General features: G+C 68.5%; 22 protein-coding genes. 15 read left to right on the top strand and 7 right to left on the bottom strand.

The window, feature by feature from the left end:
• Positions 1-60 precede the first annotated feature (60 nt).
• Together miaB and H7J86_RS03705 are read left to right on the top strand one after the other, a co-directional pair.
• A complete protein-coding gene (miaB, locus tag H7J86_RS03710) occupies positions 61-1,581 on the top strand; it encodes a tRNA (N6-isopentenyl adenosine(37)-C2)-methylthiotransferase MiaB (protein WP_267290563.1) in 1,521 nt (506 codons plus the stop codon).
• On the top strand, positions 1,578-2,162 hold the full coding sequence (locus H7J86_RS03705; protein WP_187099053.1) for an Rv2732c family membrane protein: 585 nt from the start codon (positions 1,578-1,580) through the stop codon (positions 2,160-2,162). Before miaB ends, H7J86_RS03705 begins: the two co-directional genes overlap by 4 nt.
• Before the next feature lie 9 nt (positions 2,163-2,171).
• Here the strand turns inward: H7J86_RS03705 and H7J86_RS03700 are convergent, their stop codons facing one another.
• Positions 2,172-3,512 carry a DUF349 domain-containing protein gene (locus H7J86_RS03700; RefSeq protein WP_267289435.1) on the bottom strand — a complete coding sequence of 447 codons (1,341 nt, stop codon included), beginning with the start codon at positions 3,510-3,512 and terminating at the stop codon, positions 2,172-2,174.
• A 100-nt stretch (positions 3,513-3,612) separates the two neighbouring features.
• Here H7J86_RS03700 and H7J86_RS03695 point away from each other — a divergent pair, with 100 nt between their 5' ends.
• From H7J86_RS03695 to hflX, 5 genes are all read left to right on the top strand, one after another.
• Positions 3,613-3,783, top strand: coding sequence for a hypothetical protein (locus H7J86_RS03695; protein WP_267289433.1), 171 nt, complete (start codon positions 3,613-3,615; stop codon positions 3,781-3,783).
• Between the two features lie 10 nt (positions 3,784-3,793).
• Positions 3,794-4,564 (top strand): class III extradiol ring-cleavage dioxygenase family protein, encoded by a 771-nt coding sequence (locus H7J86_RS03690; protein ID WP_267289431.1) that lies wholly within the window; start codon positions 3,794-3,796, stop codon positions 4,562-4,564.
• Complete coding sequence (miaA, locus tag H7J86_RS03685; RefSeq protein ID WP_267289429.1) at positions 4,561-5,460, top strand: tRNA (adenosine(37)-N6)-dimethylallyltransferase MiaA; 900 nt, start codon at positions 4,561-4,563, stop codon at positions 5,458-5,460. The genes H7J86_RS03690 and miaA overlap by 4 nt, the downstream gene beginning before the upstream one ends.
• Positions 5,457-6,359, top strand: a complete 903-nt coding sequence (dapF, locus tag H7J86_RS03680) for a diaminopimelate epimerase (protein WP_267289427.1) — start codon at positions 5,457-5,459, stop codon at positions 6,357-6,359. Before miaA ends, dapF begins: the two co-directional genes overlap by 4 nt.
• A gap of 75 nt (positions 6,360-6,434) precedes the next feature.
• Positions 6,435-7,838 carry a GTPase HflX gene (gene hflX / locus H7J86_RS03675; protein WP_090356531.1) on the top strand — a complete coding sequence of 468 codons (1,404 nt, stop codon included), beginning with the start codon at positions 6,435-6,437 and terminating at the stop codon, positions 7,836-7,838.
• 11 nt (positions 7,839-7,849) lie between these two features.
• On the opposite strand, the gene H7J86_RS03670 is transcribed toward hflX, so the two are convergent.
• Positions 7,850-9,448: a PE-PPE domain-containing protein gene (locus tag H7J86_RS03670; protein ID WP_267289425.1), complete on the bottom strand. Its 1,599-nt coding sequence runs from the start codon at positions 9,446-9,448 to the stop codon at positions 7,850-7,852.
• A 181-nt stretch (positions 9,449-9,629) separates the two neighbouring features.
• Here H7J86_RS03670 and H7J86_RS03665 point away from each other — a divergent pair, with 181 nt between their 5' ends.
• The 4 genes from H7J86_RS03665 to H7J86_RS03650 are packed head-to-tail and all read left to right on the top strand — an operon-like array spanning position 9,630 to position 14,110.
• Positions 9,630-10,835: a thiolase family protein gene (locus tag H7J86_RS03665; protein ID WP_090356528.1), complete on the top strand. Its 1,206-nt coding sequence runs from the start codon at positions 9,630-9,632 to the stop codon at positions 10,833-10,835.
• Complete coding sequence (locus H7J86_RS03660; protein ID WP_267289423.1) at positions 10,836-11,261, top strand: Zn-ribbon domain-containing OB-fold protein; 426 nt, start codon at positions 10,836-10,838, stop codon at positions 11,259-11,261.
• Between the two features lie 14 nt (positions 11,262-11,275).
• Positions 11,276-13,501, top strand: a complete 2,226-nt coding sequence (locus tag H7J86_RS03655) for an acyl-CoA dehydrogenase family protein (RefSeq protein ID WP_267289421.1) — start codon at positions 11,276-11,278, stop codon at positions 13,499-13,501.
• Positions 13,502-13,507: 6 nt separating this feature from the next.
• Positions 13,508-14,110, top strand: a complete 603-nt coding sequence (locus H7J86_RS03650; RefSeq protein WP_187099063.1) for a TetR/AcrR family transcriptional regulator — start codon at positions 13,508-13,510, stop codon at positions 14,108-14,110.
• Here the strand turns inward: H7J86_RS03650 and H7J86_RS03645 are convergent.
• Positions 14,083-16,365 (bottom strand): molybdopterin guanine dinucleotide-containing S/N-oxide reductase, encoded by a 2,283-nt coding sequence (locus tag H7J86_RS03645; RefSeq protein WP_267289419.1) that lies wholly within the window; start codon positions 16,363-16,365, stop codon positions 14,083-14,085. The genes H7J86_RS03650 and H7J86_RS03645 overlap by 28 nt on opposite strands.
• Positions 16,366-16,461: 96 nt before the next feature.
• Between H7J86_RS03645 and H7J86_RS03640 the strand changes: the two genes are divergently transcribed.
• Positions 16,462-17,619, top strand: coding sequence for an acyl-CoA dehydrogenase family protein (locus H7J86_RS03640; RefSeq protein WP_090356518.1), 1,158 nt, complete (start codon positions 16,462-16,464; stop codon positions 17,617-17,619).
• Positions 17,620-17,754: 135 nt separating this feature from the next.
• Positions 17,755-19,872: an LGFP repeat-containing protein gene (locus H7J86_RS03635; protein WP_267289418.1), complete on the top strand. Its 2,118-nt coding sequence runs from the start codon at positions 17,755-17,757 to the stop codon at positions 19,870-19,872.
• Positions 19,873-19,878: 6 nt separating this feature from the next.
• Here H7J86_RS03635 and lexA read toward each other — a convergent pair whose 3' ends face one another.
• Entirely contained in the window at positions 19,879-20,553 is a 675-nt protein-coding gene (lexA, locus tag H7J86_RS03630) for a transcriptional repressor LexA (RefSeq protein WP_090356515.1), read from the bottom strand.
• Between the two features lie 197 nt (positions 20,554-20,750).
• On the opposite strand from lexA, the gene H7J86_RS03625 reads away from it, so the two are divergent.
• Positions 20,751-21,293: a LysM peptidoglycan-binding domain-containing protein gene (locus H7J86_RS03625; protein ID WP_090356513.1), complete on the top strand. Its 543-nt coding sequence runs from the start codon at positions 20,751-20,753 to the stop codon at positions 21,291-21,293.
• Between the two features lie 159 nt (positions 21,294-21,452).
• Complete coding sequence (gene nrdR / locus H7J86_RS03620; RefSeq protein WP_090357234.1) at positions 21,453-21,917, top strand: transcriptional regulator NrdR; 465 nt, start codon at positions 21,453-21,455, stop codon at positions 21,915-21,917.
• 6 nt (positions 21,918-21,923) lie between these two features.
• Here the strand turns inward: nrdR and H7J86_RS03615 are convergent, their stop codons facing one another.
• Genes H7J86_RS03615 through H7J86_RS03605 form a run of 3 tightly spaced genes read right to left on the bottom strand, consistent with a single transcriptional unit; the run spans position 21,924 to position 24,662 of the window.
• Complete coding sequence (locus H7J86_RS03615) at positions 21,924-22,613, bottom strand: PhzF family phenazine biosynthesis protein (protein ID WP_090356511.1); 690 nt, start codon at positions 22,611-22,613, stop codon at positions 21,924-21,926.
• Between the two features lie 14 nt (positions 22,614-22,627).
• Complete coding sequence (locus H7J86_RS03610) at positions 22,628-23,650, bottom strand: alpha/beta fold hydrolase (RefSeq protein ID WP_090357232.1); 1,023 nt, start codon at positions 23,648-23,650, stop codon at positions 22,628-22,630.
• A gap of 43 nt (positions 23,651-23,693) precedes the next feature.
• Positions 23,694-24,662, bottom strand: coding sequence for a proteasome assembly chaperone family protein (locus tag H7J86_RS03605; RefSeq protein WP_187099067.1), 969 nt, complete (start codon positions 24,660-24,662; stop codon positions 23,694-23,696).
• Positions 24,663-24,718 lie beyond the last annotated feature (56 nt).

The following is a 24,718-nucleotide window of genomic DNA, read 5'->3' as shown; positions in this document are numbered from 1 at the left end:
CCAGGTAACGCTCAGCTTGGGGCGTATCGACACCCCCGTAACATGATTGTCGTGACTTCCATGGTGGCGCGCGAGGGCAAGGCGTCCGTAGGCGCTGATCCGACCCCACGCACCTACCAGGTGCGCACGTACGGCTGTCAGATGAACGTGCACGATTCCGAACGGCTCGCCGGGCTGCTCGACGCCGCCGGCTACGTTGCGGCCGAGGAGGGCGCCGACGCCGATATCGTGGTGTTCAACACGTGCGCGGTGCGCGAGAACGCCGACAACAAGCTCTACGGCAATCTCAGCCACCTCGCGCCCCGGCGCAGCGCCGACCCCAACATGCAGATCGCCGTCGGCGGCTGCCTGGCGCAGAAGGACCGCGACGCAGTGCTCACCAAGGCCCCGTGGGTCGACGTGGTGTTCGGCACCCACAACATCGGGTCACTGCCGGTGCTGCTGGAACGGGCCAGGCATCAGCGAGCGGCGCAGGTGGAAATCGCGGAGGTGCTGCAAGAATTCCCGTCGGCGCTGCCGGCCTCGCGTGAATCCGCTTACGCGGCGTGGGTTTCCATCTCGGTGGGGTGCAACAACACGTGCACGTTCTGCATCGTCCCGTCGTTGCGCGGCAAAGAGGTCGACCGCCGGCCCGGCGATATCCTGGCCGAAGTGCAGACGCTGGTCGACCAGGGAGTGCTCGAGATCACCCTGCTGGGGCAGAACGTCAACGCCTACGGTGTGTCGTTCGCCGACCCCGATATTCCGCGTAACCGCGGCGCGTTCGCCGATCTGCTGCGCGCGTGCGGACGTATCGAGGGCCTGGAACGGGTACGGTTCACCTCCCCGCACCCGGCCGAATTCACCGATGACGTGATCGAGGCCATGGCCACCACCCCGAATGTCTGCCCGACCCTGCACATGCCGCTGCAGTCCGGTTCGGATCGGGTGCTCAAGGCGATGCGCCGGTCCTACCGGGCCGAGCGCTACCTCGGCATCATCGACCGGGTGCGTTCGGCGATCCCGAGCGCCGCGATCACCACCGACATCATCGTCGGGTTCCCCGGCGAAACCGAGGAGGACTTCCAGGCGACCCTGGATGTGGTGCGTCAGGCGCGATTCGCCGGCGCGTACACCTTCCAGTACTCCAAACGGCCCGGCACGCCGGCCGCCGAACTGCCCGATCAGCTGCCCAAAGCCGTTGTCACGGAACGCTATCAGCGCCTGATCGCGCTGCAGGAGGACATCTCCTGGCAGGAGAACAAGGCACAGATCGGCAGCACGGTCGAACTGCTGGTCGCGGCCGGCGAAGGGCGTAAGGATGCGGCCACGTCCCGAATGTCCGGCCGGGCCCGCGACGGTCGCCTGGTGCACTTCGCCCCCGGTGCGGCGCAGATCCGGCCGGGTGACATCGTGACGACGGAGATCACCCGGGCAGCGCCCCATCACCTGGTGGCCGACGGTGCCGTCCTGAGTCATCGCCGCACCCGAGCCGGGGACGCGCACGCCGCGGGACAGCGCCCGGTGACCGGGGTGGGCCTCGGCATGCCCGGTATCGGCGAGCCGGCGCAGGCGCCGGCACAAGCGGGGTGCTCGCGATGAGCGACAAGAATTTCGACGCCTACAAGGACGATATTGAGGCCGCCGAGCGCCGCGTGGCCTCCGAGATCGACCCCGGTGCACGAGCCGTCGTGGTCGCCGTGCTGGTGTTCGTGGTGGCACTGTCGTTCGTGCTGCCGCACATGGGCGGCACCCGCGGACTCGATGTGCTGACCGGCGACCAGACGGCCATCAACGACGGCGTGGCACTGCCTTCGCGGGTGTTCGTCTGGCTGGCCCTGGTGTTCGGCGTGGGCTTCTCCATCGCCGCGCTACTGACCCGGCGCTGGACGCTGTCCTGGATCGCGCTGGCCGGCACGGCGGTCGCATGCCCGGCCGGCATGCTGGCCGTGTGGTCGCGCCAGACCGCCACGCACGGACATCCCGGACCGGGCATCGGGCTGATCATCGGCTGGATCGCGATCATCCTGCTGACCTACAACTGGGCGCGGGTGGTATGGGCGCGCACCGCCGTACAGCTGGCCGCCGAGGAGCAGCGCCGCCGCGCGGTCGCACAGCGGCAAAGCAAGGGCCTGCTCGACGATTTCGGCGGCGACGATCCGCCGGCGACGAAAGCGGACTGAGTCGACCGCCTAGCGCTTCTTGTGCACGGCCTCGGCGGCGGTCCCCGCCCATTCGCGCCACTGCGCGGCGCTGGCTCGGGCCTGCTCGGCGTCCTTGGTGCGCCCGGCGGCCTCCGCCTTCTCGGCCTGCTTCTCGAACTGTTCGGCGCGCTCGCGGAACTGGTCGGCGCGGGCCTGCGCCTCGGCGTCGACATGGTTCACCGCACTGGCGTCGCGGACCTTCTTCTCGACCGCCCGCATCCGGCGTTCGAGTTCGGCCGAACGTTCGCGCGGCACCTTGCCGATGGCGTCCCACTTGTCGCCGATCGCGCGAAATGCCGCCCGCGCAGCATCGGGATCGCTGACGTCGAGCGCCTCGGCCTCGACCAGTAGTGCCTCCTTGGCCGCCGCATTCGCCCCGAACTCGGCGTCGCGCTCGGCATTGATGGCGTTACGCGCCGCGAAGAACGTGTCCTGGGCGGCCTTGAACCGGGCCCAGAGAGCGTCGTCGACATCCTTGGCAGCCCGGCCGGCGGCTTTCCACTGGGCCAGCAGATCGCGGAAGGTCGACGCGGTGGCGGCCCAGTCGGTCGAATCGCTGAGTCGCTCGGCCTGCTCGCACAGGGCTTCCTTGGCCTGCCGGACACCGACGCGTTCCCGGTCGAGCTCCGCGAAATGCGAACCTCGGCGCCGGTTGAACGCCTCCCGGGCGGCCGAGTACCGCTTCCACAGGGCGTCGTCGGTCTTACGGTCCAGCCCGGTGATGGTGCGCCACTCGTCGAGGATCTCGCGCAGCCGGTCCCCGGCGGCCTTCCACTGGGTGGAGGTGGCGGCAAGCTCCTCGGCTTCGGCGGCCAGCGCTTCCTTGCGGGCGGTTTGCGTGGCGCGGTGTTCGTCGCGCCGCGCGCGTTCGGCGGCCGCGGCGTCGCCGGCATGCTCGACGATGGCGGTCAGCCTGGCGTGCACGGCATCGACGTCGCCGAGCACGGCGGCGTTCGGCAGCCCCTCCAGCAGGCCGGCCGCGGCCGTCTTGATCTTGCGGGCGTCACCGCTGCCCGAGGCGAGTCGCGTCTCGAGCAGGGCGACCTCGGTGTGCAGATCGTCGTAGCGGCGTCCGAAGTGGACGAACGCGGCCTCGGCATCACCGGCCTGCCAGGAGCCGATGACCCGCTCACCGGCGGAGGTGATCAACACCACGGTGCCGTCGGGGTCGACGCGCCCGAACCGGTGCGGATCGACGGCACTGGTGGCCGGGGCCGGGGCGACCGGGACCGCGGCGGGTGCGGCGCTCGGATGGGGACCCGGACGTGGGCCCGGCCTCGGCCCGGGGCGCGGCGCCGGCTTGGGAGTATTCGAATCGCTGGTCGTCATCACTGTTCCTCACACCTCCGCGCGGTGTGATCCGCGCACCTGCCGCGCGACGCGGCGCCCAATAGCTTCCGCACGCTATTGAAGCAGGTCACCGGCGGACATGCGCACGCCTTCGCGATGCGTGCCCGTTGTCGGGTTCCCGGACCGCCCGATTCGGCGGAGGCGCGACGCCGATATCGCCGCTCCGGCGGCACTCGCCGCGCTGGTCGTCGCGGTGCCGGCCCGCGGTGGGGCGGGTTGGGCGGCGGAGCCCACCCGCCGCTCGCGCTAACGTGGCTGGCGTGTTGGCCGCCATCGCAGTGATCCCGTCGGCTCCTGTGCTGGTGCCGGAGCTTGCCGGCGCGGCCGCCGCCGAACTGGCGGATATGCGCACGGCTGTCATGACGGCGGCCTCGGCCCTGCCGTCGCGCTGGATCGTGGTCGGGACGGGCCGCGACACCGGGCTGATCGGGCCCGGTGAGCTGGGCACCTTCGCCGGTTACGGGGTCGATCTGCGGGTGCGTCTGTCGCCCGACGCGGCCGGCCCGGTGACCGAGCTGCCGCTGTGCGCGCTGATCGCCGGGTGGGTGCGGGCGCAGGTGGCAGCGCAGGCATGCGCCGAGGTGAGGGTGTACCGCGACGATCTGGATACGCCCGCGGCACTGGCCGCCGGGCGTGAGCTGCGCGCCGCGATCGACCAGACCGGCGACGCCATCGGCGTGCTCGTCGTCGCCGACGGTATGCACACCCTGACCGCGTCGGCCCCCGGTGGGCACGACCCGGATTCGCCTGCCGTCCAGCAGGCGCTCGACGATGCCCTGGCCACGGGTGACACCGCAGCGCTGGCCCGGCTGGACCCGAATGTGGTGGGCCGGGCCGCCTATCAGGTGCTGGCCGGGCTGGGGAATCCCTCCGTCGCCCAGGAGCTCTACCGCGGGGCGCCCTACGGGGTGGGCTACTTCGTGGGTGTGTGGACGCCGGCGGGGGGATGTGCACCGGCGGGCTGGAGCGCAGCGACCGGGGGAGATGCACCGGCGGGCTGGAGCGCAGCGACCGGGGGAGATGCACCGTGAGGCCGGTCGCCGTCATCGGACCCACCGGCACCGGCAAATCGGCGCTGGCGCTGGACCTGGCCGAACAGCTCGGCGGGGAGATCGTGAACGCCGACGCGATGCAGCTCTACCGGGGCATGGACATCGGCACCGCCAAACTTCCCGTCGCGCAGCGCCGCGGCATCCCGCATCACCAACTCGATGTCATCGACGTCACCGTGAACGCGTCGGTCGCGCGCTACCAGGAAAGCGCCGCCGCCGATATCGAGGCGATCATGAACCGCGGCGCGGTACCGGTGATCGTCGGCGGATCGATGCTCTACATCCAGTCGCTGTTGGATCAGTGGTCGTTCCCGGCCACCGACCCGGAGGTGCGGGCCCGCTGGGAGGCGCGGCTGGCCGAGGTGGGTGTCGCGGCCCTGCACGCCGAACTCACCCGGGTCGATCCGCAGGCCGGCGCTTCCATCCTGGACAGTGACGGCAGGCGCATCGTGCGCGCGCTGGAGGTGGTGGAACTCACCGGCCAGCCGTTCGCCGCCTCGGCGCCCCGGATCGGCACACCGCGCTGGGACACCGCGATCATCGGATTGGACTGGGACACCGCTGTTTTGGACGAGCGGCTGCAGCAACGCACCGATGCGATGTTCGATGACGGGCTGGTCGCCGAAGTGACGGGACTGATCGCCGAGGGGCTGCGCACGGGCGTGACGGCGTCGCGGGCGCTGGGTTACGCCCAGGTGCTGGCCGACTTGGACGCCGGCGGCGACGGATCGTCCGCGCGGGAACCGACCTTCGTGGGTACCCGCCGCTATGTGCGCCGGCAACGGTCCTGGTTCCGCCGCGACCACCGGGTGCACTGGCTCGACGGTTCGGCGGCGGACCTGGCCAAGGCCGCAATGGCTATCCTGGACAAATGAAGTTCGCGAAGGGGCACGGTACGCAGAACGATTTCGTGCTGCTGCCCGACCTCAACGCCGCCCTGGATCTGACACCGGCCGCGGTGTCCGCATTGTGCGACCGGCGCCGCGGACTGGGGGCAGACGGCGTGCTGCGTGTCACCACCGCCGGCGCGGCATTGCGCGCCGGGGTCTTCGGGGTGCTGCCCGAAGGGGTGGCTGCGCAGGACTGGTACATGGACTACCGCAATGCCGACGGTTCGATCGCCCAGATGTGCGGGAACGGGGTCCGGGTGTTCACCCACTACCTGCGGGCCTCCGGGCTGGAGCGACGCGACGAATTCGTCGTGGGATCGCTGGCCGGGCCGCGCCCGGTGGTGGTGCACCACGGCGATGGCGTCAACGCCGAGGTGACCGTCGACATGGGCAAGGCGAACGTGGTGGGAAGCGGATCGGCCGTCGTCGCCGGGCGCAGCTTCGACGGGCTGGCCGTCGACGTCGGCAACCCGCACCTGGCGTGCGTGACCGACCTCAGCACGACGGCGCTGGCGGTGCTCGATGTCGCGGCGCCGGTGTCCTTCGATGCGGCGCAGTTCCCCGAAGGGGTCAACGTCGAGGTGCTGACCGCGCCCCAGAAACTCCCCGAGTCGCGGCGCTCCGGCCCGCCGGTCGACGGGTTCGTCTCGATGCGGGTACACGAACGTGGTGTCGGCGAAACCCGTTCCTGTGGAACGGGAACGGTGGCCGCAGTGGTCGCAGCCCTGCAGCACACCGGGGCGAGCACCGGTTCGCTGCTGGTGCGGATCCCCGGCGGCGAGGTCACCGTCACCGTCACCGAGGCGACCAGCTACCTGCGCGGCCCATCGGTGCTCGTCGCCCACGGCGAGCTCGCCGACACCTGGTGGGATGCACAGATTTGAACCGGGCCCGATCTTCGGCATCGCCGAAAACGGTTCGCCAATCGGCAACCGGGCGTGCCACCATCGGTATCACTCATGACTGAATCTCCGCATCGCGACCCGACCGTCGGCGAACTCGCCCTCGAAGACCGCGCCGCGCTGCGCCGCGTGGCCGGCCTGTCGACCGAACTGGCCGATGTCACCGAGGTCGAATACCGCCAGTTGCGCCTCGAGCGGGTGGTGCTGGTGGGGGTGTGGACCGAGGGCAGCGCCGCGGATGCCGATGCCAGCCTGGCCGAATTGGCCGCCCTGGCCGAGACCGCCGGCTCGGAAGTGCTCGAAGGGCTGGTCCAGCGCCGCGACAAGCCGGATCCCTCGACCTACATCGGATCGGGCAAGGCACAGGAACTGCGCGAGATGGTGCTGGCCACCGGTGCCGACACCGTCATCTGCGACGGCGAGCTGTCCCCGGCCCAGCTGAACTCGCTGGAAAAGATCGTCAAGGTCAAGGTCATCGACCGCACCGCGTTGATCCTGGACATCTTCGCCCAGCACGCGACCTCCGCCGAGGGCAAGGCTCAGGTGGCCTTCGCGCAGATGGAGTACATGCTGCCCAGGCTGCGGGGCTGGGGCGAGTCGATGTCGCGCCAGGGCGGCGGCGCCGGCGGCAGCAGCGGTGGGGTGGGCACCCGCGGTCCCGGTGAGACGAAGATCGAGACCGACCGGCGCCGCATCCGCGAGCGAATGAGCAAGCTGCGCCGCGAGATTCGCGATATGAAGAAGATTCGCGATACCCAGCGGGGCAAGCGGCGCTCGGCCGACATCCCCGCGGTGGCGATCGTCGGCTATACCAACGCGGGTAAGTCCAGTCTGCTCAACGCGCTCACGGGTGCCGGGGTGCTGGTGGAGAACGCGTTGTTCGCCACCCTGGAACCCACCACGCGGCGCGGGCAACTGGCGGACGGTCGCCCGTTCGTGCTCACCGATACCGTCGGATTCGTGCGGCACCTGCCCACTCAGCTGGTCGAGGCGTTCCGCTCGACGCTGGAGGAGGTCGTCGATGCGGATCTGCTGGTACACGTCGTCGACGGCTCCGATGTGAATCCGATGGCCCAGATCAGTGCCGTGCGCCAGGTGGTGCGCGATGTGTACGCCGAGCATGACCGGCCCGTGGCGCCCGAACTCGTGGTGGTCAACAAGATCGACGCCGCCGGGGATCTGGCCCTGGCCCAACTGCGCCGTGCGCTACCCGACGCGGTGTTCGTGTCCGCACGCACCGGCGAGGGACTCGACCTGCTGCAGCAGCGGTTGACCGCCCTGGTCGAACCGACCGACGCCTTCGTCGACGTGACCATCCCGTACGACCGGGGTGACCTGGTGGCCCGGGTGCACGCCGAGGGGCGTATCGACACGACCGAGCACACCGCGGACGGCACCAGAATCGCCGCGCGGGTGCCGGTTTCGCTGGCCGCGAGCCTGCGCGAGTACAGCAGCGGATAGACGCGGACGGGTCAGGCCGCCGCCGCGGCTGTTGAGCTGCTGTCCTTGGCGGCCGCCGGTGTGGTGGATTCTGCGGTGGTGCTCGTGGTTTCGGGCTTCGATTCAGATGTGGTGTCCGGTTTGGTCTCAGGCGGGGTCTGCGCGTCGGTGCCGGTCTTGGTGGTGCCGGAGGTGGTGCCGTGCTTGCCGGTCACGGCGTCGTGGAACTGACGTACCAGCTGGGCCAGCGGCCCGGAGCCGATCGGCCCACGCACCTTGGGCCGGGGTGTGACGGGCGTGCTGGGCGGCTCGGTCTTGGTGTCGGTGGCCTCCGGGGTCTCGGTCTTCTTGTTGTCGCCGGCTTCGGTGGCTTCGGTCTTGTTGTCCACCAAGGTTTTCGGGGCTTGCTGAGCATCCTTCTTGGCGGTCGCCAGGTTGTTTGAGGTGGCATTCGCCGCGGCCAGGTTGGTCGAGGTGACAGGTGCGGGCTTCGGCGGTGCTTTGATGCCGATATCGGCGAGCGCGGCCTTGACGCCTTCGCCGAGGGCCTTGACGATGTCGCCGGTGAGCTTGACGGGGTTGATGTTGAGCGGGATCAGCCGGAAGGGGGCTGGCACGCCGGGGCTGAGGGTGCGGTCGTACCCGGTGTCGATGAGCACGCGCAGGACCGGTTCGAGCAGGTCCACGATCGGCTTGACGATGAAGGTGGTGTGGGTGAACCCGCCGAATTCCAGGAACGGCCGCACCAGCGGCAGCGTCTTGGTGGGGATGGTGATGTAGCGGGTGTCGCCGTAGTCGCTCCAGTTGGCCTGGTTGTCGAGTTCAGCTTTCAGCTCGTCTTCGGTGTATCCGTCGGGTAGTTCGTTCGGACCGGTGCGGCCATTGGGTGCCAGGTAACTGCCGTGCACGTACCAGAAGCCGGCCAGGGCGTTGAGGGTGGCCAGTGCGTTGAGCGGATAAAGCGGGAAGTCGGATACGCCGTCGTACTCGAACGCGATATCGGTGGCGCAGCGCTCGTCACAGGTGTTGGTCGGCGCGGGCAGGCCGAAGGTGGCGTCCAGGATCGGTACGTGCCCCAGGAGGGCGAGCCGTTCGAACAGTCCGCCGTTGGGCCGGTTGGTGTTCCCGATCATCACGAATGAGATGGCGTCCGGATTGGCGCCCAGATCACCGAGATTGCGCTTCTCGCGGCTGACGATATTGCCGCCTTGCGAGTACCCGAAGATGACGATCGGGGTGTTCGGTGTTCCGGGTGGCGTCGGATGCAGTGTCCCGTCGAGTGTGGATTCGAGGGTGGCCAGGCCCTTACCCGTCGACACATCCCACTTGGCGCCGCTGAGGCCGCCCCACCCGGCCAGCGGGATGGGCCAGAACTGTGCCGGGTAGTCGATGGGTTTCACCGTGCAGTCGGTCGACGTGCTCGAGCACGACGGTGTGTAGGGCGCGACGTAGTAGTCCAGCGCGTGGGCGATGTAGTTGTCCACCTTGGTCGCATCCGGGACACCGGTGCCGGGCACCAGGAGCACGGTCGCGGCCAGGGCGACGGCCATGCTCATCGTCGCACCGATGGCGACGAACACCGCCGTCAGCAGCGCCAGCACGGTCAGTACGGATCGTTTTGCGATATCCATCTGCTCACCTCGTCGTCCGACGGCATCGTCCCGCAGCGATCGTCGCACCGGGCGCGGTAACGGAGACGTTAATAGCGAAGTTGCCGCGGCGACCTGCGATCCAGGCGGCTTCCTTTGTGGAGGAATTGAAAGTAGAATCTCATTCTAATAATGTCGCCTGGTCTGGAGAAGGGAGCGCCGCATGGGATTGCGGGGCGAGGCCGCCATCGTCGGCTTCCACGAGTTGCCGGCCACCCGGAGGCCGACCGGTGCACCGGAGTTCATCCTCGAACAGTGGGCCCGGTTGGCCGCGGCGGCGATCGCCGACGCGGGACTGTCGGCCGATCAGGTCGACGGCCTGGTGACCTGCGGAGTGATGGAATCGCAGCTGTTCGTTCCGTCGACCGTCGCCGAATATCTGGGGCTGGCGGTGAACTTCGCCGAAATCGTCGATCTGGGCGGCGCCTCCGGTGCGGCGATGGTCTGGCGCGCCGCGGCGGCCATCGAATTGGGGATCTGTCAGGCGGTGCTCTGCGCGATCCCGGCCAACTACCTCACCCCGATGTCGGCGCAGCGGCCGTACGACCCGGGGGACGCCCTGTACTTCGGTGCGTCCAGCTTTCGCTACGGGTCCCCGCAGGCCGAATTCGAGATTCCCTACGGTTACCTGGGACAGAACGGTCCCTACGCGCAGGTCGCCCAGATGTACGCCGCCGCATACGGTTACGACGAGTCGGCGATGGCCAAGATCGTCGTCGACCAACGGGTCAACGCCAACCACACCCCGGGGGCGGTGTTCAAGGACAAACCGCTGACCGTCGCCGATGTGCTCGACAGTCCCATCATCGCGTCCCCGCTGCACATGCTCGAGATCGTGATGCCGTGCATGGGCGGTTCGGCGGTGCTGGTCACCAGCGCGGAACTGGCCCGTAAAAGCCGTCACCGGCCGGTCTGGGTGAAGGGCTTCGGCGAGCGGGTGCCCTACAAGTCGCCCGTCTACGCGGCAGACCCGTTGCAGACCCCGATGGTCAAGGTCGCCGGGTCGGCCTTCGGCATGGCGGGACTGACTCCCGCCGATATGGACATGGTGTCGATCTATGACTGCTACACCATCACCGCGCTGCTCACCCTCGAAGACGCCGGCTTCTGCGAGAAGGGCAAGGGGATGCAATTCGTCACCGACCACGACCTCACGTTCCGCGGCGACTTCCCGATGAACACCGCGGGCGGCCAGTTGGGCTACGGCCAGCCGGGCAATGCCGGTGGGATGCACCATATCTGCGATGCCACCCGGCAGTTGATGGGTCGCGCCGGCCAGACCCAGGTGCCCGACTGTCACCGCGCCTTCGTCTCGGGCAACGGCGGTGTGCTGAGCGAACAGGAAGCGCTCGTCTTGGAGGGCGACTAGATGACCATTCCGTTGGGCAGGCCGCTTCCGCTGGCCACGCCGACCTCCGCGCCGTTCTGGGATGGGTTGCGCCGCCACGAGATCTGGATCCAGTACTCGCCGTCGTCGGACGCGTACGTGTTCTACCCTCGGGTCCTGGCACCCGGCACCCTGGCCGATGACCTGGAATGGCGCCAGATCTCGGGCGCGGGAACGGTCGTCAGCTTCGCTGTCGCGCAGCGGCCCGTCGCGCCGCAGTTCGCCGACGCCGTGCCGCACCTGCTCGGGGTCGTGCAGTGGCGGGAAGGGCCGCGGTTGGCCACCGAGTTCGTCGGCATCGATGCCGACGCACTGCGGGTGGGAATGCCGGTCACCCCGGTGTTCACCGACATCCCCGGCGACGAACCGGACGCCGGGGTGACACTCTTGCACTACACCGCAGGCTAGGGAGGGCCCACACCGTGGCATTGGCGCTGACCGACGAGCAGGTGCAGATCACCGACGCGATGGCAGGTTTCGCGGCCAGGCACGGCGGCCTGGAGCTGACCCGGTCGCAGTTCGACGAGCTCGCGGCCGGCGGGCGACCGGGGTTCTGGGCCGCGCTGGTGGATCAGGGCCTGCACGCGGTACACCTGCCCGAACACATCGGCGGACAGGGTGGCGGCCTGGCCGAGGCCGCCTGCGTCATCGACGCCGCCGGCTACGGTCTGCTGCCCGGACCGCTGCTACCGACCGTGATCGCCGGGGCGGTGGCCGCGACCGCGGAACCGGCAACCGCCGCCGCGCGGCTGCTCGCCGATATCGTGGCCGGCCACCCGGCGACGCTGGTCCTGCCGCAGGCCGGGCAGCTGCGCGCGGCGGCCACCGACGTCGGCTGGTCGTTGTCAGGGGCCGTCGGCCCGGAGATCGGCCTGTGCGGGGCCGAACGGGTCATCGTCAGTGCGGGCACCGATTCCGGTGCGCTGCACTGGTTCGTCCTCGACACCGCCACGGCCGGGGTGCACGTGGCGGCGCAGACCCCCACCGACCTGACCCGTGATGTGGGCGTGCTGCAGATCGACGGTGTCCGCGTCGGCGTCGACGATGTGCTCACCGGTATCGATGCGGTGCGTGCCCGGTGTATCGCCGTGAGCCTGCTGGCAGCCGAAGCCGCCGGTATCGCCCGCTGGTGTGTGGACAACGTGGTGGCCTACCTGAAGGTCCGGGAACAGTTCGGCCGCCCCATCGGGTCGTTTCAGGCCCTCCAGCACAAAGCGGCGATGCTGTTCATCAACAGTGAGCTGGCCGCCGCGTCGGCGTGGGACGCGGTCCGCGCCGCGGACCAGTCCGTACCCCAGCACCATATCGCCGCCGCCGGCGCCGCCATCGTGGCCGTCTGCCGGCTGCCCGAGCTGGTGATCGACGCGCTGACCATGTTCGGCGCCATCGGCTACACCTGGGAGCACGATTTGCATCTGTACTGGAAGCGCGCGATCAGCCTGGCCGCAGCCGTGGGATCGCGCAGCGAATGGGCACACGCCCTGGGTGATCCGAGCTGGCCGGGACGCGATTTCAGCATCGAGATCGAGGACGTGGAACCGGATTTCCGGGCCATCGTCGCCTCGACGCTGGACCGTGCGGCGCAGTTGAGCAACGACACTCCGGGCCGGCAGAACCCGGAATACGCGGAATTCTGGACCGGGCCGCAGCGGACCGCCCTGGCGGCCGCGGGCCTGGTCGCGCCGTACCTGCCCGCGCCGTGGGGACTGGATGCCAGTCCCGTCCAACAGTTGATCATCGACGAGGAGTTCGAGAAGCGGCCGAATCTGGTCCGCCCGTCACTGGGCATCGCGCAGTGGATCCTGCCGACCGTGCTGGCCGCCGGATCCGATGCGCAGCGGGCCCAGTTCGCCGATCCGACACTGCGCGGCGAGATCGGCTGGTGCCAGCTGTTCTCCGAGCCCGGCGCGGGTTCCGATCTGGCGTCGCTGTCGACCCGGGCCACCAAGACCGACGGCGGCTGGCTGGTGAACGGGCAGAAGGTCTGGACCTCGTCGGCGCAGCGTGCCGACTGGGGTGCTCTGCTGGCCCGCACCGATCCCGATGCCAAGAAGCACAAGGGAATCGGGTACTTCCTGGTGGACATGGCGACACCGGGCATTCGGGTGCGGCCGTTGCGCACGGCAAGCGGTGAAGAACACTTCAACGAGGTGTTCTTCGACGACGTCTTCGTGCCCGACGCCATGCTGGTGGGGGAGCCGACCGCGGGCTGGTCGCATGCGCTGGCGACGATGGCCAACGAGCGGGTCGCCATCGGGGCCTATATCAAGCTGGACAAGGAGAGCGAACTGCGCACGTTGGCGAGCCGGTCCGGCGCAGACGCGGGCGCGGTCCGGCAGGCTCTCGGCGAGGTCAGGGCCGGCTCGAATGCCATTGGCGCGCTTGCCGTCCGGGACACCCTCAATCGCCTGGCGGGCCACGGCCCGGGGCCGGCCTCCAGCGTCGGCAAGGTGGCGACCGCGCAGATCGTGCGGCGGGTCACCGCCGATGCGCTGGCCTTCAGCGGACGTGCGGCGATGGTGGGCGGCGGCGAGCACTCGGCCGTGGCGCAGAGTCTGATGATGCCCGCCGAGGTGATCGGGGGTGGCACCGTCGAGATCCAGCTGAATATCATCGCGACGATGATCCTGGGACTGCCGAAGAATTGAGGTCCGATGACCGCGAGCACGGACTTGCCGGGCTACAAGCAGGCGCGCCGGTCGCAGATCGTGGCGGCGGCGCTGGCGGCGCTCAAGGTGCACGACTATGAGCAGATCCAGATGCGTGACGTCGCCGTCGCGGCCGATGTCGCGCTGGGCACGCTCTACCGCTACTTCAGTTCCAAGGAGCACGTCTACGCCGCCGTGCTGATGGAGTGGGCGCAGCCGGTGTTCGACGACAATGCCCGGGACGACCGCCCGGCCGAGCGCCGGGTGCGACAGAAGGTGCGCGATATCATCACCAGCTTCGAGCGCTGGCCCGCCTTCTTCAAGGTGTGCATGCTGTTGCAGAACACCACCGATGCCAACGCCCAGCCGTTGATGCAGCAGTTCGCCGAGACCGCTCAGCGCACCCTGGCCGCGGACTTCGCCGCGCTGGGGCACCAGGAGTCGTTCGACACCGCAATCATGTTGTGGGGCATCATCAGCACCATGCTGTCCGGGGCGATCCACAACGGTTACCCGATCGGGGACGCCTACCGGGTGGCCGACGCGTTCATCGACCTGGTGGCCCCTCGGCTGCCCGCCGATCAGCGCTCGGCGAACACCGGAGGCTGATGAGCCCGCACCGGTGGTAGGGGCCCGGCGAATTTCTCCACCTGCACCAGCACGTGCGCGCCGGTGCAGCCCCGCGCCAAGGCGGATGTGCCGACGTCGTCGGTGAGCACGTTCGGGTTGCCGTGCACGCACAGCGCATCCGGGTCCGCCGGGTCCAGCGGGTCGTACCAGGCGCCCGTCGACAGCTGGACCACGCGGGCGCGCACACCGGCGTCGGTCACCACCCCGGCCAGGCATGCGCCCCGGTCGTTGTACACCCGCACCACGTCGCCGTCGGCCAACCCGCGTTCGGCGGCATCCTCGGGGTGCATCCGGATCGGTTCGCGCCCAGACACTTTCGATCCCTGACTGAGTGCGCCGGTATCGAGCTGGCTGTGCAGGCGGGACGCGGGCTGGTTGGCCAGCAGATGCAGGGGGAAGGTGGCGGCCCGCCCGCCGCCGAGCCATTCGGTGGGTTCGAACCAGGCCGGATGGCCCACGCAGTCGGCATAACCGAAACCATCGATATCGGCCGAGAAGATCTCGATGCGCCCGCTCGGGGTGTGCAACCGGTGGGTGTGCGGGTCGGCGCGGAAGTCCGACAGCAGGGTCAGCCCGGGCTCGGTGGGCAGCCGCAGCTGCCCGTCGGCCCAGAACTGGTCGAAGGTCGGTGCCGCGAAATCGAGTCCGGCCGCCCACTTTTCGTACATGTGCTGCAGCCATTGCCGCGCGGTGCGGCCCTGGGTGAACTGGTCACCCACACCGAGGCGCTCGGCCAGGGCGGCGAACGTGTCGTAGTCGTCCCGGGACTCGGCGTAGGGCTCGGTCAGCGCGCGCATCGCGACCAGCAGCGGGTCGTTACGCGACCCCGAATAGTCTTCGCGCTCATAGGCGGTGGTCGAGGGCACGACGATATCGGCGTGTTTGGCCATCGCCGTCCAGTACGGGTCGTGCACGACGACGGTGTCCGGCCGGGCCAGGGCCCGCCGCAGCCGCGGGATGTTCTGGTGGTGGTGGAACGGGTTCCCGCCCGCCCAGTAGACCAGCCGGATATCGGGGTAGGTCAGCCGCAGCCCGTTGTAGTCGTATTCTTCCCCCGGGTGCAGGAGCATATCGCTGATCGCGGCGACCGGGATGAACGTCGACACCGGATTGGGGCCCTGGGGCAGCACGGGCAGCCGGTATCGCAACGGGGCCAGGCCCGGTTCGTTCATCGACCCGTAGCCGTGCCCGAATCCGCCACCGGGCAACCCGATCTGACCGAGCATCGCGGCCAGCGTCAGGCCCATCCACGGGGCCTGCTCGCCGTGCCGGATGCGTTGTAGCGACCAGCTCACGGTGACCAGGGTGCGGGCAGCAGCCATCCGGCGGGCCAGCGTGGCGATGGTCTCGGCGGGCAGTCCGCTGAGGGCCGACGCCCAGGCCGGCGACTTCGGGATGCCGTCGTCGGTGCCGAGCAGGTAGCGCTCGAACCGGTCGTACCCGGTGCAGTAGGTGGCCAGGAACTCCCGGTCCGCGAGATTCTCGGTGGCCAGCACATGGGCCAGCGCCAGCATGATCGCCACATCGGTACCGGGTACCGGTGCGTGCCACTCGTATTCGCCCTCGACATCGTCGCGCAGCGGGGAGAAGGACACGATCTGACCGCCGCGGTCGCGGAACCGGCGCAGCGCCGCACGGGCCGGATGTGCCGTGGTGCCACCGTGATTGATGCCGGTGTTCTTCAGTGCGATACCGCCGAAGCAGACCAGCAGGTCGGTGTGCTCGACGATGACATCCCATCCGGTGGAACGTTTGAACAGGTCATCGTGGGTGCCGACCACCCGCGGCATGATGACCCCGGTGGCGCCCAGGCTGTACGAGTGGCGCGACGAGGTGTAGCCGCCGAGCAGTTTGAGGAACCGGTGCACCTGGCTCTGGGCGTGATGGAAGCGCCCGGCGCTGGCCCACCCGTAGGACCCGCCGTAGATGGCCTCGTTGCCGTGGCTGTCGATGACGCGGCGCAGTTCGTCGGCGAGGAGTTCGGTGAGTTCGTCCCACGTGACCGCGACGAATTCGTCGGCTCCGCGGGCACCGCTGGGCCCGGGCCCGTCGTCCAGCCAGCCGCGGCGCACGGCCGGCCCCGCCACCCGGGCCCGGTGCCGCAGCGAACCGGGGAGGTTCGCCAGCAGTGGTGAGGGGTCGGTATCGGTGGCCATCGGCGTCACGGCCGAGATGTCACCGGCGCTCAGTTCGGCGGTGAAGGCACCCCAATGCGAGTGGCTGGCACGTGACACGCACCAATCCTAGGGTGGTGGGCCCGCCGTCCGACCAACCATCTGGTTGGTATGTTGGGCGCCACACACCCGAAATCCAGTACCGGAGGTCACACCATGGGCGTCGTCAAGTTCGAGCGCACCCTGTTCGAACCGGAGCATGACCTGTTCCGCGAGTCCTACCGCGCATTTCTCGACCGGCACGCCGCACCGTTCCAAGAAGAATGGGAGAAGGCCAAGATCGTCGACCGCGAGGTCTGGCGCGAGGCCGGTAAGCAGGGCTTTCTCGGTATGGCCGTACCCGAGGAGTACGGCGGCGGTGGCAACCCGGACTTCCGCTACAACGTCGTCGTCACCGAGGAGACCAGTGCGGGGCGGCACAGCGGCCTGGGCTTCACCCTGCAGAACGACGTCATCGCGCCCTATTTCCTGGAGCTCGCCGATGAGGAACAGAAGAAGCGCTGGCTGCCCGGGTTCTGCAGCGGCGAATTGATCGCGGCGATCGCAATGACCGAACCGGGCACCGGAAGTGACCTGCAGGGCATCAAGACCCGGGCGGTCAAGCACGGCGACCACTACGTGCTCAACGGTTCGAAGACCTTCATCACCAACGGCATCCACGCCGACCTCGTCATCGTGGTGGCCTGCACGGACCCGGACAAGGGGGCTCAGGGTTTCAGCCTGCTGGTCGTCGAACGGGGGATGGCGGGTTTCGAACGCGGCCGCCATCTCGACAAGATCGGACTCGACGCGCAGGACACCGCGGAGCTGTCGTTCACCGATGTGAAGGTGCCCGTCGAGAACCTGCTCGGGCAGGAAGGACTCGGCTTCATCTATCTGATGCAGAACCTGCCGCAGGAGCGGATCAGCATCGCCGTCATGGCGGCCGCCGCGATGGAGGCGACGTTGGAGGCGACACTGCAGTACACCAAGGAGCGCAAGGCGTTCGGCAAGCCGATCGGCAGCTTCCAGAACAACCGATTCGTGCTCGCCGAGCTGGCCACCGAGGCCACCGCGGTGCGGATCATGGTCGACGAATTCATCCGGCTGCACCTGGACCACAAGCTGACCGTCGACCAGGCGGCGATGGCCAAGTGGTATTCCACCGAGGCTCAGGTCCGGCTGGTCGACCGCTGTCTGCAACTGCACGGTGGCTACGGCTATATGCGTGAGTACCCGATTGCCAAGGCCTTCCTGGACTCCAGGATCCAGACCATCTACGGCGGTACCACCGAAATCATGAAGGAGATCATCGGCCGCGGCCTGGGCGTCTGAGGTCCGATGCCGACGCTCCGCCGGCCCGACACGCGTTCTCTACAGGTCGCGATATCCCACGAGATGGCGCCCGGCTGACGCAAAGTTGACGAAAGCGATACTTTTCTCATGCTTTGCACGAGTTGGGGAGGACCGATGACCAGGCAGCGAACCCGGCTGCGTACCGCCGCCGGGCGAGCGTTGCTGGGGCTGGCGGCGCCGATGATGGTGGCGGCCGCCGTGATGGCAACGGTGTTCGCGGCACCGGCTTGGGCCACGCCCGAGAGCGACGCCGACGCGGCGATCAGCGCCGCGTGGGACGGTGCCGGTGGCGACACCGGACCCCTCGGCGCCAAGGACGGCGAGGTGTACGCCGTCGGCGCGGGCTTCGGACAGAACTTCGCCGGAGGCAAGATCTTCTTCACTCCGCAGACCGGCGCGCACATCATGTCCGGTGCGATCCTGGACAAATATCAGTCCCTGGGCGGTCCCGCGGACAGCGATCTGGGTTTCCCGACGATCGATGAGGGAGCGGGCCGGGCGCCCGGCAGTCGCAACACCACCTTCAGTGCTGCGGACAACCCCGTCATCTTCTGGACACCGGACAACGGAGCCAGAGTGGTCCGCGGGGCGATCAACGCCGCGTGGGACAAGCTCGGTGGATCCGCCGCGGTGCTCGGCGTGCCCACCGGGGACGAGACCTCGCGCGGGGAGGTGATCTCCCAGCAGTTCACCGGCGGTGAGGTGTCGTGGAACCGTAAGACCAAGACCTTCACCACGACGCCGCCCGAACTCGCCGATCAACTCGCCGGCCTGGAGGTCCCGTCCGACGCCACCTCGGAGATCGCGGCGGCCCGCCGCGCCGCCGGTGGAGCGCTGGGTCCGCTCGGTGCCCCGGACGGCGGTCAGTACGCCATCGGCACCGACGGTGTCGGCCAGAACTACGCCGGCGGCAAGATCTTCTACAGCCCGGCCACCGGCGCCGATGTCGTCACCGGTCAGGTGCTGGCCAAGTACGAGAGCGTTGGTGGACCCACCGGCGATCTCGGCTTCCCGACTGCCAGCGAATCCGACGGCGGGCTGGCCCCGGCCAGCCGGTTCGTGCCCTTCGCTGCCGCGGACAAGCCCGTCATCTTCTGGACTCCCGACTTCGGCGCCGTGATCGTCCGTGGCGCCATGAACGCGGCGTGGGACAAACTCGGCGGTGCGACCGGGGATCTGGGTGCACCGAAGAGCGATCAGACCCAGAACGGTGATGTCATCACCCAGCAGTTCAACGGCGGCAGCATCTCGTGGGACCAGTCGACCCATAAGTTCACGACGGAGCCCGCGAATCTGCAGTCGCAACTGGCCGGCCTCGAGGTGCCCGGTGCCGATGCGCCCAAGGCCCCCGCCGCAGAGCCGAGCAGTGCTGCAGGCAAGAAGTGGTACGCGTGGAGTTGGTGGTGGCTGCTGGGCCTGATCCCGCTGCTCGCACTGGTCGGCCTCATCATCACGGCGGTGCTGCGCAACCGGCGGTCACGGGATGACCATTTCGGCGAGCACTACGACGGCGAGCACTACAACGGCGATGGCTACGACGGCGATCGCTACGGTGAGGACGAGTACGCGGCCGGCTACCGGAGCCCACACGATTCGGGCTACGACGGCCGCGCCGAGTCACACGAGCCCGACGAGTACGAGAGTGGGCCCGCCGCATTCGGCCAGGAGCCCGGCGGTTACTCGCCGCAGAGTCCCTGGGCGCTGTCGGGGCTCGGCGCCGAGGAGCACGACGAAGCCGGCGAACCGGCCGAACCCGATGCCCACGAATCGCTGGAATTCGACTCCGATGCCGACTCTGTCGACACGGCCCCCACCCGCATCCAGTCCGATGTGCCCGAGGATGACGACGCGCGCGGGGACGACGACGGCGTGGATCGCGACGAGGTGGACCACGACGCCGAGGTGGACCACGACGCCGAGCCCGAACCGGAGACTGCCGCCGTACCCCTGGTGGCGGGCCTACCGCCGATTCCGCGCTCGACCTACGAACCCGACTTCCCCAGCGGACGCCACGCGGCGATCCATATCGAGGAGCCGGATCCCGCAAATACCTCGATGCGTCTGGCGGGTAGCGACCCGTACCGCGCACCCGAGGGCTATCTGATCAAGGCGCATACCGGCACGGGCCAGTATTGGACGCCCGGCACGCCCGGCTATGACCAGACACCGGCTGAGATCTGGTTCGTCAATGAGGAGTTCGCGGTGACGAACGGATTCGTACGGGCCAACTGATCTCCGTCAGATCTTGCGGATGACGGTGACGACCTTCCCCAGCACCACTGCGTCGTTGCCGGGGATCGGATCGAACACCGGGTTGTGCGGCATCAGCCACACCTGACCCCGGGTGCGCTTGAACGTCTTGACCGTGGCTTCGCCGTCGATCATCGCCGCGACGATATCGCCGTTCTCGGCGACGTTCTGCTGACGGATGACCACCCAGTCGCCGTCGCAGATGGCTGCGTCGATCATGGATTCGCCGACCACCTTCAACAGGAACAGCGACCCTTCGCCGACGAGCTCGCGGGGCAACGGGAACACGTCCTCCACGGCTTCCTCGGCCAGGATCGGGCCACCGGCGGCGATCCGGCCAAGCACCGGCACGAACGTCGGCTCGGGAAGCGCGTCGGATCCGGCGACGTCGGTGGCGACGATCGGCGTCACCGTATCGTCGGAACCCCGGACGTCCACCGCGCGAGGACGGTTGGGATCGCGCCGGAGATAGCCCTTCTTCTCCAGCGTCCGGAGTTGGTGTGCGACAGACGAGGTCGACGTCAGGCCGACCGCGTCACCGATCTCCCGAATGCTCGGCGGGTAGCCACGGCTGGTCACCGACGCGCGGATGACCTCCAGAATGGTGCGCTGCCGCTCGGTGAGTCCTGAACGCGCCTCAGGGGTGTCGGTGTGCTCGCTCATGGCGCCGAATCTAGTCGCCTCGGCACCATTAATCAAACATGTGTTCGAGGCGTGTCGGCGTGCGTCGCCACTTGTCGGTGGGTGCCTTTATCGTTTGCAACAGTTCGATCACATGTTCTATCCATCGAACACATGATCGACTATCTTCGAACACACAAGCGAACGATCGGCAGGCCCACTCGGCGAAAGGCGGAGAAATGACCATTCTGGAGACTCGATTCGACACCCAGTTCGACCGCGAGTTCGATCGCGAGTTCGAATCTCGCTTCGACGCGCGCCCCGTGGGCCGCGGCCAGGTCGAGGTCCGGCGGCGCGCCGCCGCCGAGGTGTGGCCGTTGCCGCGGGATGTGGTCGTGCGCCGCCGTCGCCCGCAGGTGCGCCGGCCCTCGGGTGCCCCGCTCGGGCACCGCGGCACCGGCGTCCTGATGTCACGGGCCTCGCACCGCCGCCGCCCGATCACCCCGGTCACCACCGTGGTGCTGGCGCTGATCGCCGCCGCGATCACGGTGTGGCTGGGTCTGGTCGCCCAGGTGGGCGGTGACGTCGACCAGGCTGCGGTGCAGGTACCCACCCGGCTGTCGGTGGTGCAGGTCGAGGCGGGGGAGACGCTGCAACATGTGGCGCAGCGGGTCGCTCCCGACGCACCCGTCGACTCGGTGGTCGACCGGATCAAGGAACTCAACAAGCTCGACTCCGCTACGGTGCCCGCCGGGCGGACCCTCATCGCGCCGATCGGCTGACTCGTGAGTGGCCAAACGCGCTGCCGCCCAATGTCGGCGGTGCCCGGCCGGCCGCCCGTCCAGCGCCCAATCAGGACAGACGAGCGACGCCTGCGGGTGGTGCAGGTAGGCTCGGAGTCGTTCGAAGTGGTCGACATTCGGTGCGGCGAAGGAGCGGTGATGCACTGTCCGTTCTGCCGTCACCCTGATTCACGGGTCGTCGACTCGCGCGAGACCGACGAGGGGCAGGCCATCAGGCGCCGCCGCTCCTGCCCCGAGTGCGGGCGCCGGTTCACCACCGTGGAGACCGCGGTGCTCGCCGTGGTGAAGCGCAGCGGCGTCACCGAACCGTTCAGTCGTGAGAAGGTCATCAAGGGTGTCCGTCGCGCCTGCCAGGGACGTCAGGTGGACGACGATGCGCTCAACCTGTTGGCCCAGCAGGTCGAGGATGCGGTGCGGGCCGCGGGCTCGCCCGAGATTCCCAGCCACGAGGTCGGGCTCGCCATCCTCGGGCCGCTTCGCGACCTCGACGAGGTCGCCTACCTCAGATTCGCGTCCGTGTACCGGTCGTTCAGCTCGGCCGCCGATTTCGAGCGCGAGATCGAGGCGTTGCGCGCCCATCGCCGCGTGACGAGCACCGGCTGAGCCCGCTCATTCGACCACGGTGTCGCTGTCGCGGATCACGCGCCCGGCGATCTTCACCCAGCCCTGCGGATCCCACCAGGTGTGTATCTCCGAGCCCTTGCCCTGGGTGATGTGCAGATCCCGGCTGAGATAGTCGGTCATCCGCACCGCGGCAGCGCCGGTCGCCTCGTCCTCCACGATTCCCACGTGTGGGGCGAACACCCTCGAGCGCAGCGCCCCGTCTGCGGCGCTGGTCCAGGCCCACACGTAGTGCCCGGTGTCATCGGGGTAGTCCGACGGGTCGGCGTCGCGCACCTCGGCCACCGAATCCAGCTCGTAGATCGCGAATTCCGGGGCCCACTCGGCACGGGCGCTGACGGCGGTGAGACCGTCCTCGGTGTATTCGACCTGCACCAGGCCGGCGGGTACCGACAGGGTCCGCACCGGGATACCGCGGTCCCGCAACCACCAGGCCGCACCCACGGTGGGATGCCCGGCGAACGGCAGCTCGGTGGTGGGAGTGAAGATATGGGCGCGTGCAGTCGTCGCACCCGGTTCCGGAATGTCGATGAAAATGGTTTCGCTGTAACCCAATTCGGTGGCCAACCGTTGCCGGTCGGCCGGATCCACGGTTGCGGCGTCCACCACGCCGAGCGGATTACCGAACTCGCCTTCGGGACTGGTGAACACTCGCAGCACGCTGACTTCGACGGCCATGACGTCGATGGTAGTCAGGTGGCGCTTCGCTCGTCCCCACCGATCGCATCGAGCACGGCGACCCGGGTGTCCAGTGGCCCGGTGATCGCCTTTTCGCTGATGCCGGCCCGCAACAGGTCCCGGAGGAGTTCCTGGTCGTAGGGGGCCGGCTGGGTGGAGTCGATGAAGCGCTCGACGATCTCGACGAAGCGGTCGGGATCGTCGTGGAACGGGAAATGCCCGGAACCGTCGAAGATCTCCAACTTCGATCCGGGCATCGCGGAGTGTGCAAGGTGGGCGTGACTGACCGGGATGACGGAATCCTTCTTGCCCCAAACGAGCTGAACGGGAACCGATTCCGTCAAATAACATCGGTCCAGCATGGTGACCACCTGGCCGCGCCAGTCGACGACCGCTCGCAGGGTGCGCGCGAACGCCGAGGACGCCGTCGGCTCGGGCAGGTCGTTGAGCACCCGCAGCATATCGGGCAGATCACGCCCGACCCCCGTCGAACCGAACAGTGCACCACCGACCCGCCCGGCCATCTGAAGGGCGGGCAGCACCAACGGCAGTCGCAGCAGCGCCAGCGCCTCGCTGCCCATCGGCATCGAGGCGATCCGCAGGGCGACGTTGACATCCTTGGTGACGCCGCCGGAACCGACCAGTACCAGCCGGTCGACCAGCTGGGGGAATTGGTAGGCGAACTGCATGGCCACCCCACCGCCGAGCGAATGGCCGACAACCGTCACATGGTCGATGTCCAGCACGGACAACAGATCGCGCATGCCGTTGGCGTATGCGGCCACCGAGTAATCGGCGCGCGGCTTATCGGACTGGCCGTGACCGAGGAGGTCGGGGGCGATGACCGTGAACCGCTGCGCCAACGCGGTCTGCACGGTGTGCCATGTCGTGGAGTTGTCACCGATCCCGTGGATCAACAGGATCGCCGGTCCCGACCCGCAGATGCGGAACGCACGCCGGTACCCGTGGATGGTGCGGAACTGCAGGGACGGCGTACTTTCCCGCACCGAGTGCAGCTTGGGTTTCCGTTCGGTCATCTCCGCCACATCCTCCCAAGCCTCGTCATCGAAGCTGTATCGGCTAGCTGTCGCCCTCGTCTTTGTCGTCAGCTTGCTGTGCCAGGAACCGCTCGAATTCTGCGCCCAGTTCCTCGCCGCTGGGCAGGTTCTCGTCATGGGCCAGCAACGAGCGGTTTTCCTGAGCGGCGACGAATGCATCGTACTGTCGCTCGAGTGCCGTCACCACCTGAGCGACTTCGGCGCTCGCCGTCACCTGCTCGTTGATCTTGGTGTGCACCTCTGCCGCGGCTTCGCCCAGCGCGGTCAGCGGGATCTGCAGTGTTGCCGCCCGGGCCACCTCCGCCAGCAACGTCTCGGCGGCCGGTGGGAAGGGCGTCTGCGCGAGGTAGTGCGGGACATGCACGGTGAAGCCCATCGCGTCGTGACCGTGTTGTCCCATCCGGAACTCCAGCAGGTTCGACACACTGGCCGGAACCTGCACCTCGCCGACCCACGGCGTGTACTCCTTGATGAGGTCCTTGTTGGTCGAGTGCGCGGTCAGCGTCACGGGCCGAGTGTGCGGTACAGCCATCGGGATGGTGCCGAGTCCGATCACCTGACGGACCCCGAGTCGCTCCGCCAGCAGGCGCACCGCGGTGATGAACCGCTCCCAGCGCAGATCCGGTTCAAGACCGGCGAGCAGCAGGAACGGTGTACCCGCGGTGTCACGCAGCGCGTACAGGTTGAGTTCCGGCTGCTCGTAGCTGGTGAAATGGTCGGTCTTGAAGGTCATCAACGGACGTCGGGATCGGTAGTCCAGCAGTTCGTCGACCGCAAACGACGCGACCAACTCGGTGTCCAGGGTGTCCTTCAAGTGCTGCGCGGCCAGCTTGACCGCGTGTCCCGCGTCCGAGAACCCCTCCAGCGCGTGGATGAGCACCGGTCCCCGCCCATCCGACGAGGACAGCTGGGGGGCCGGAAACTCCAGCTCGTACATGCCGGTCTGTTCGGGCTGGTAGCGCGGATCCGGATGACCTGTCTGATCGTCCATGTGCGTCACCTCCTCTTCACCTAGTGTCTCGCATTTTGTCGCCCGGCCGGCGCGGG

This window comes from Mycobacterium hackensackense (genome assembly GCF_025822555.1).
In the GTDB taxonomy this organism is placed as follows: domain Bacteria; phylum Actinomycetota; class Actinomycetes; order Mycobacteriales; family Mycobacteriaceae; genus Mycobacterium; species Mycobacterium fluoranthenivorans.
The sequence above is the reverse complement of the archived record's forward strand: the minus strand, read 5'-3'. Positions and strand labels throughout refer to the sequence as shown.

What these genes read in the sequence shown, in the direction of transcription:
- nrdR (WP_090357234.1), top strand. Translation starts at nt 21,453, where the DNA reads ATGCACTGTCCGTTCTGCCGTCACCCTGATTCACGGGTCGTCGACTCG.
- H7J86_RS03610 (WP_090357232.1), bottom strand. Translation starts at nt 23,650, where the DNA reads ATGACCGAACGGAAACCCAAGCTGCACTCGGTGCGGGAAAGTACGCCG.
- H7J86_RS03615 (WP_090356511.1), bottom strand. Translation starts at nt 22,613, where the DNA reads ATGGCCGTCGAAGTCAGCGTGCTGCGAGTGTTCACCAGTCCCGAAGGC.
- H7J86_RS03670 (WP_267289425.1), bottom strand. Translation starts at nt 9,448, where the DNA reads ATGGATATCGCAAAACGATCCGTACTGACCGTGCTGGCGCTGCTGACG.
- dapF (WP_267289427.1), top strand. Translation starts at nt 5,457, where the DNA reads ATGAAGTTCGCGAAGGGGCACGGTACGCAGAACGATTTCGTGCTGCTG.
- H7J86_RS03650 (WP_187099063.1), top strand. Translation starts at nt 13,508, where the DNA reads ATGACCGCGAGCACGGACTTGCCGGGCTACAAGCAGGCGCGCCGGTCG.
- H7J86_RS03695 (WP_267289433.1), top strand. Translation starts at nt 3,613, where the DNA reads ATGCGCACGCCTTCGCGATGCGTGCCCGTTGTCGGGTTCCCGGACCGC.
- H7J86_RS03605 (WP_187099067.1), bottom strand. Translation starts at nt 24,662, where the DNA reads ATGGACGATCAGACAGGTCATCCGGATCCGCGCTACCAGCCCGAACAG.
- H7J86_RS03705 (WP_187099053.1), top strand. Translation starts at nt 1,578, where the DNA reads ATGAGCGACAAGAATTTCGACGCCTACAAGGACGATATTGAGGCCGCC.
- H7J86_RS03700 (WP_267289435.1), bottom strand. Translation starts at nt 3,512, where the DNA reads ATGACGACCAGCGATTCGAATACTCCCAAGCCGGCGCCGCGCCCCGGG.
- lexA (WP_090356515.1), bottom strand. Translation starts at nt 20,553, where the DNA reads ATGAGCGAGCACACCGACACCCCTGAGGCGCGTTCAGGACTCACCGAG.
- hflX (WP_090356531.1), top strand. Translation starts at nt 6,435, where the DNA reads ATGACTGAATCTCCGCATCGCGACCCGACCGTCGGCGAACTCGCCCTC.
- H7J86_RS03640 (WP_090356518.1), top strand. Translation starts at nt 16,462, where the DNA reads ATGGGCGTCGTCAAGTTCGAGCGCACCCTGTTCGAACCGGAGCATGAC.
- H7J86_RS03635 (WP_267289418.1), top strand. Translation starts at nt 17,755, where the DNA reads ATGACCAGGCAGCGAACCCGGCTGCGTACCGCCGCCGGGCGAGCGTTG.
- H7J86_RS03625 (WP_090356513.1), top strand. Translation starts at nt 20,751, where the DNA reads ATGACCATTCTGGAGACTCGATTCGACACCCAGTTCGACCGCGAGTTC.
- H7J86_RS03660 (WP_267289423.1), top strand. Translation starts at nt 10,836, where the DNA reads ATGACCATTCCGTTGGGCAGGCCGCTTCCGCTGGCCACGCCGACCTCC.
- H7J86_RS03665 (WP_090356528.1), top strand. Translation starts at nt 9,630, where the DNA reads ATGGGATTGCGGGGCGAGGCCGCCATCGTCGGCTTCCACGAGTTGCCG.
- miaB (WP_267290563.1), top strand. Translation starts at nt 61, where the DNA reads ATGGTGGCGCGCGAGGGCAAGGCGTCCGTAGGCGCTGATCCGACCCCA.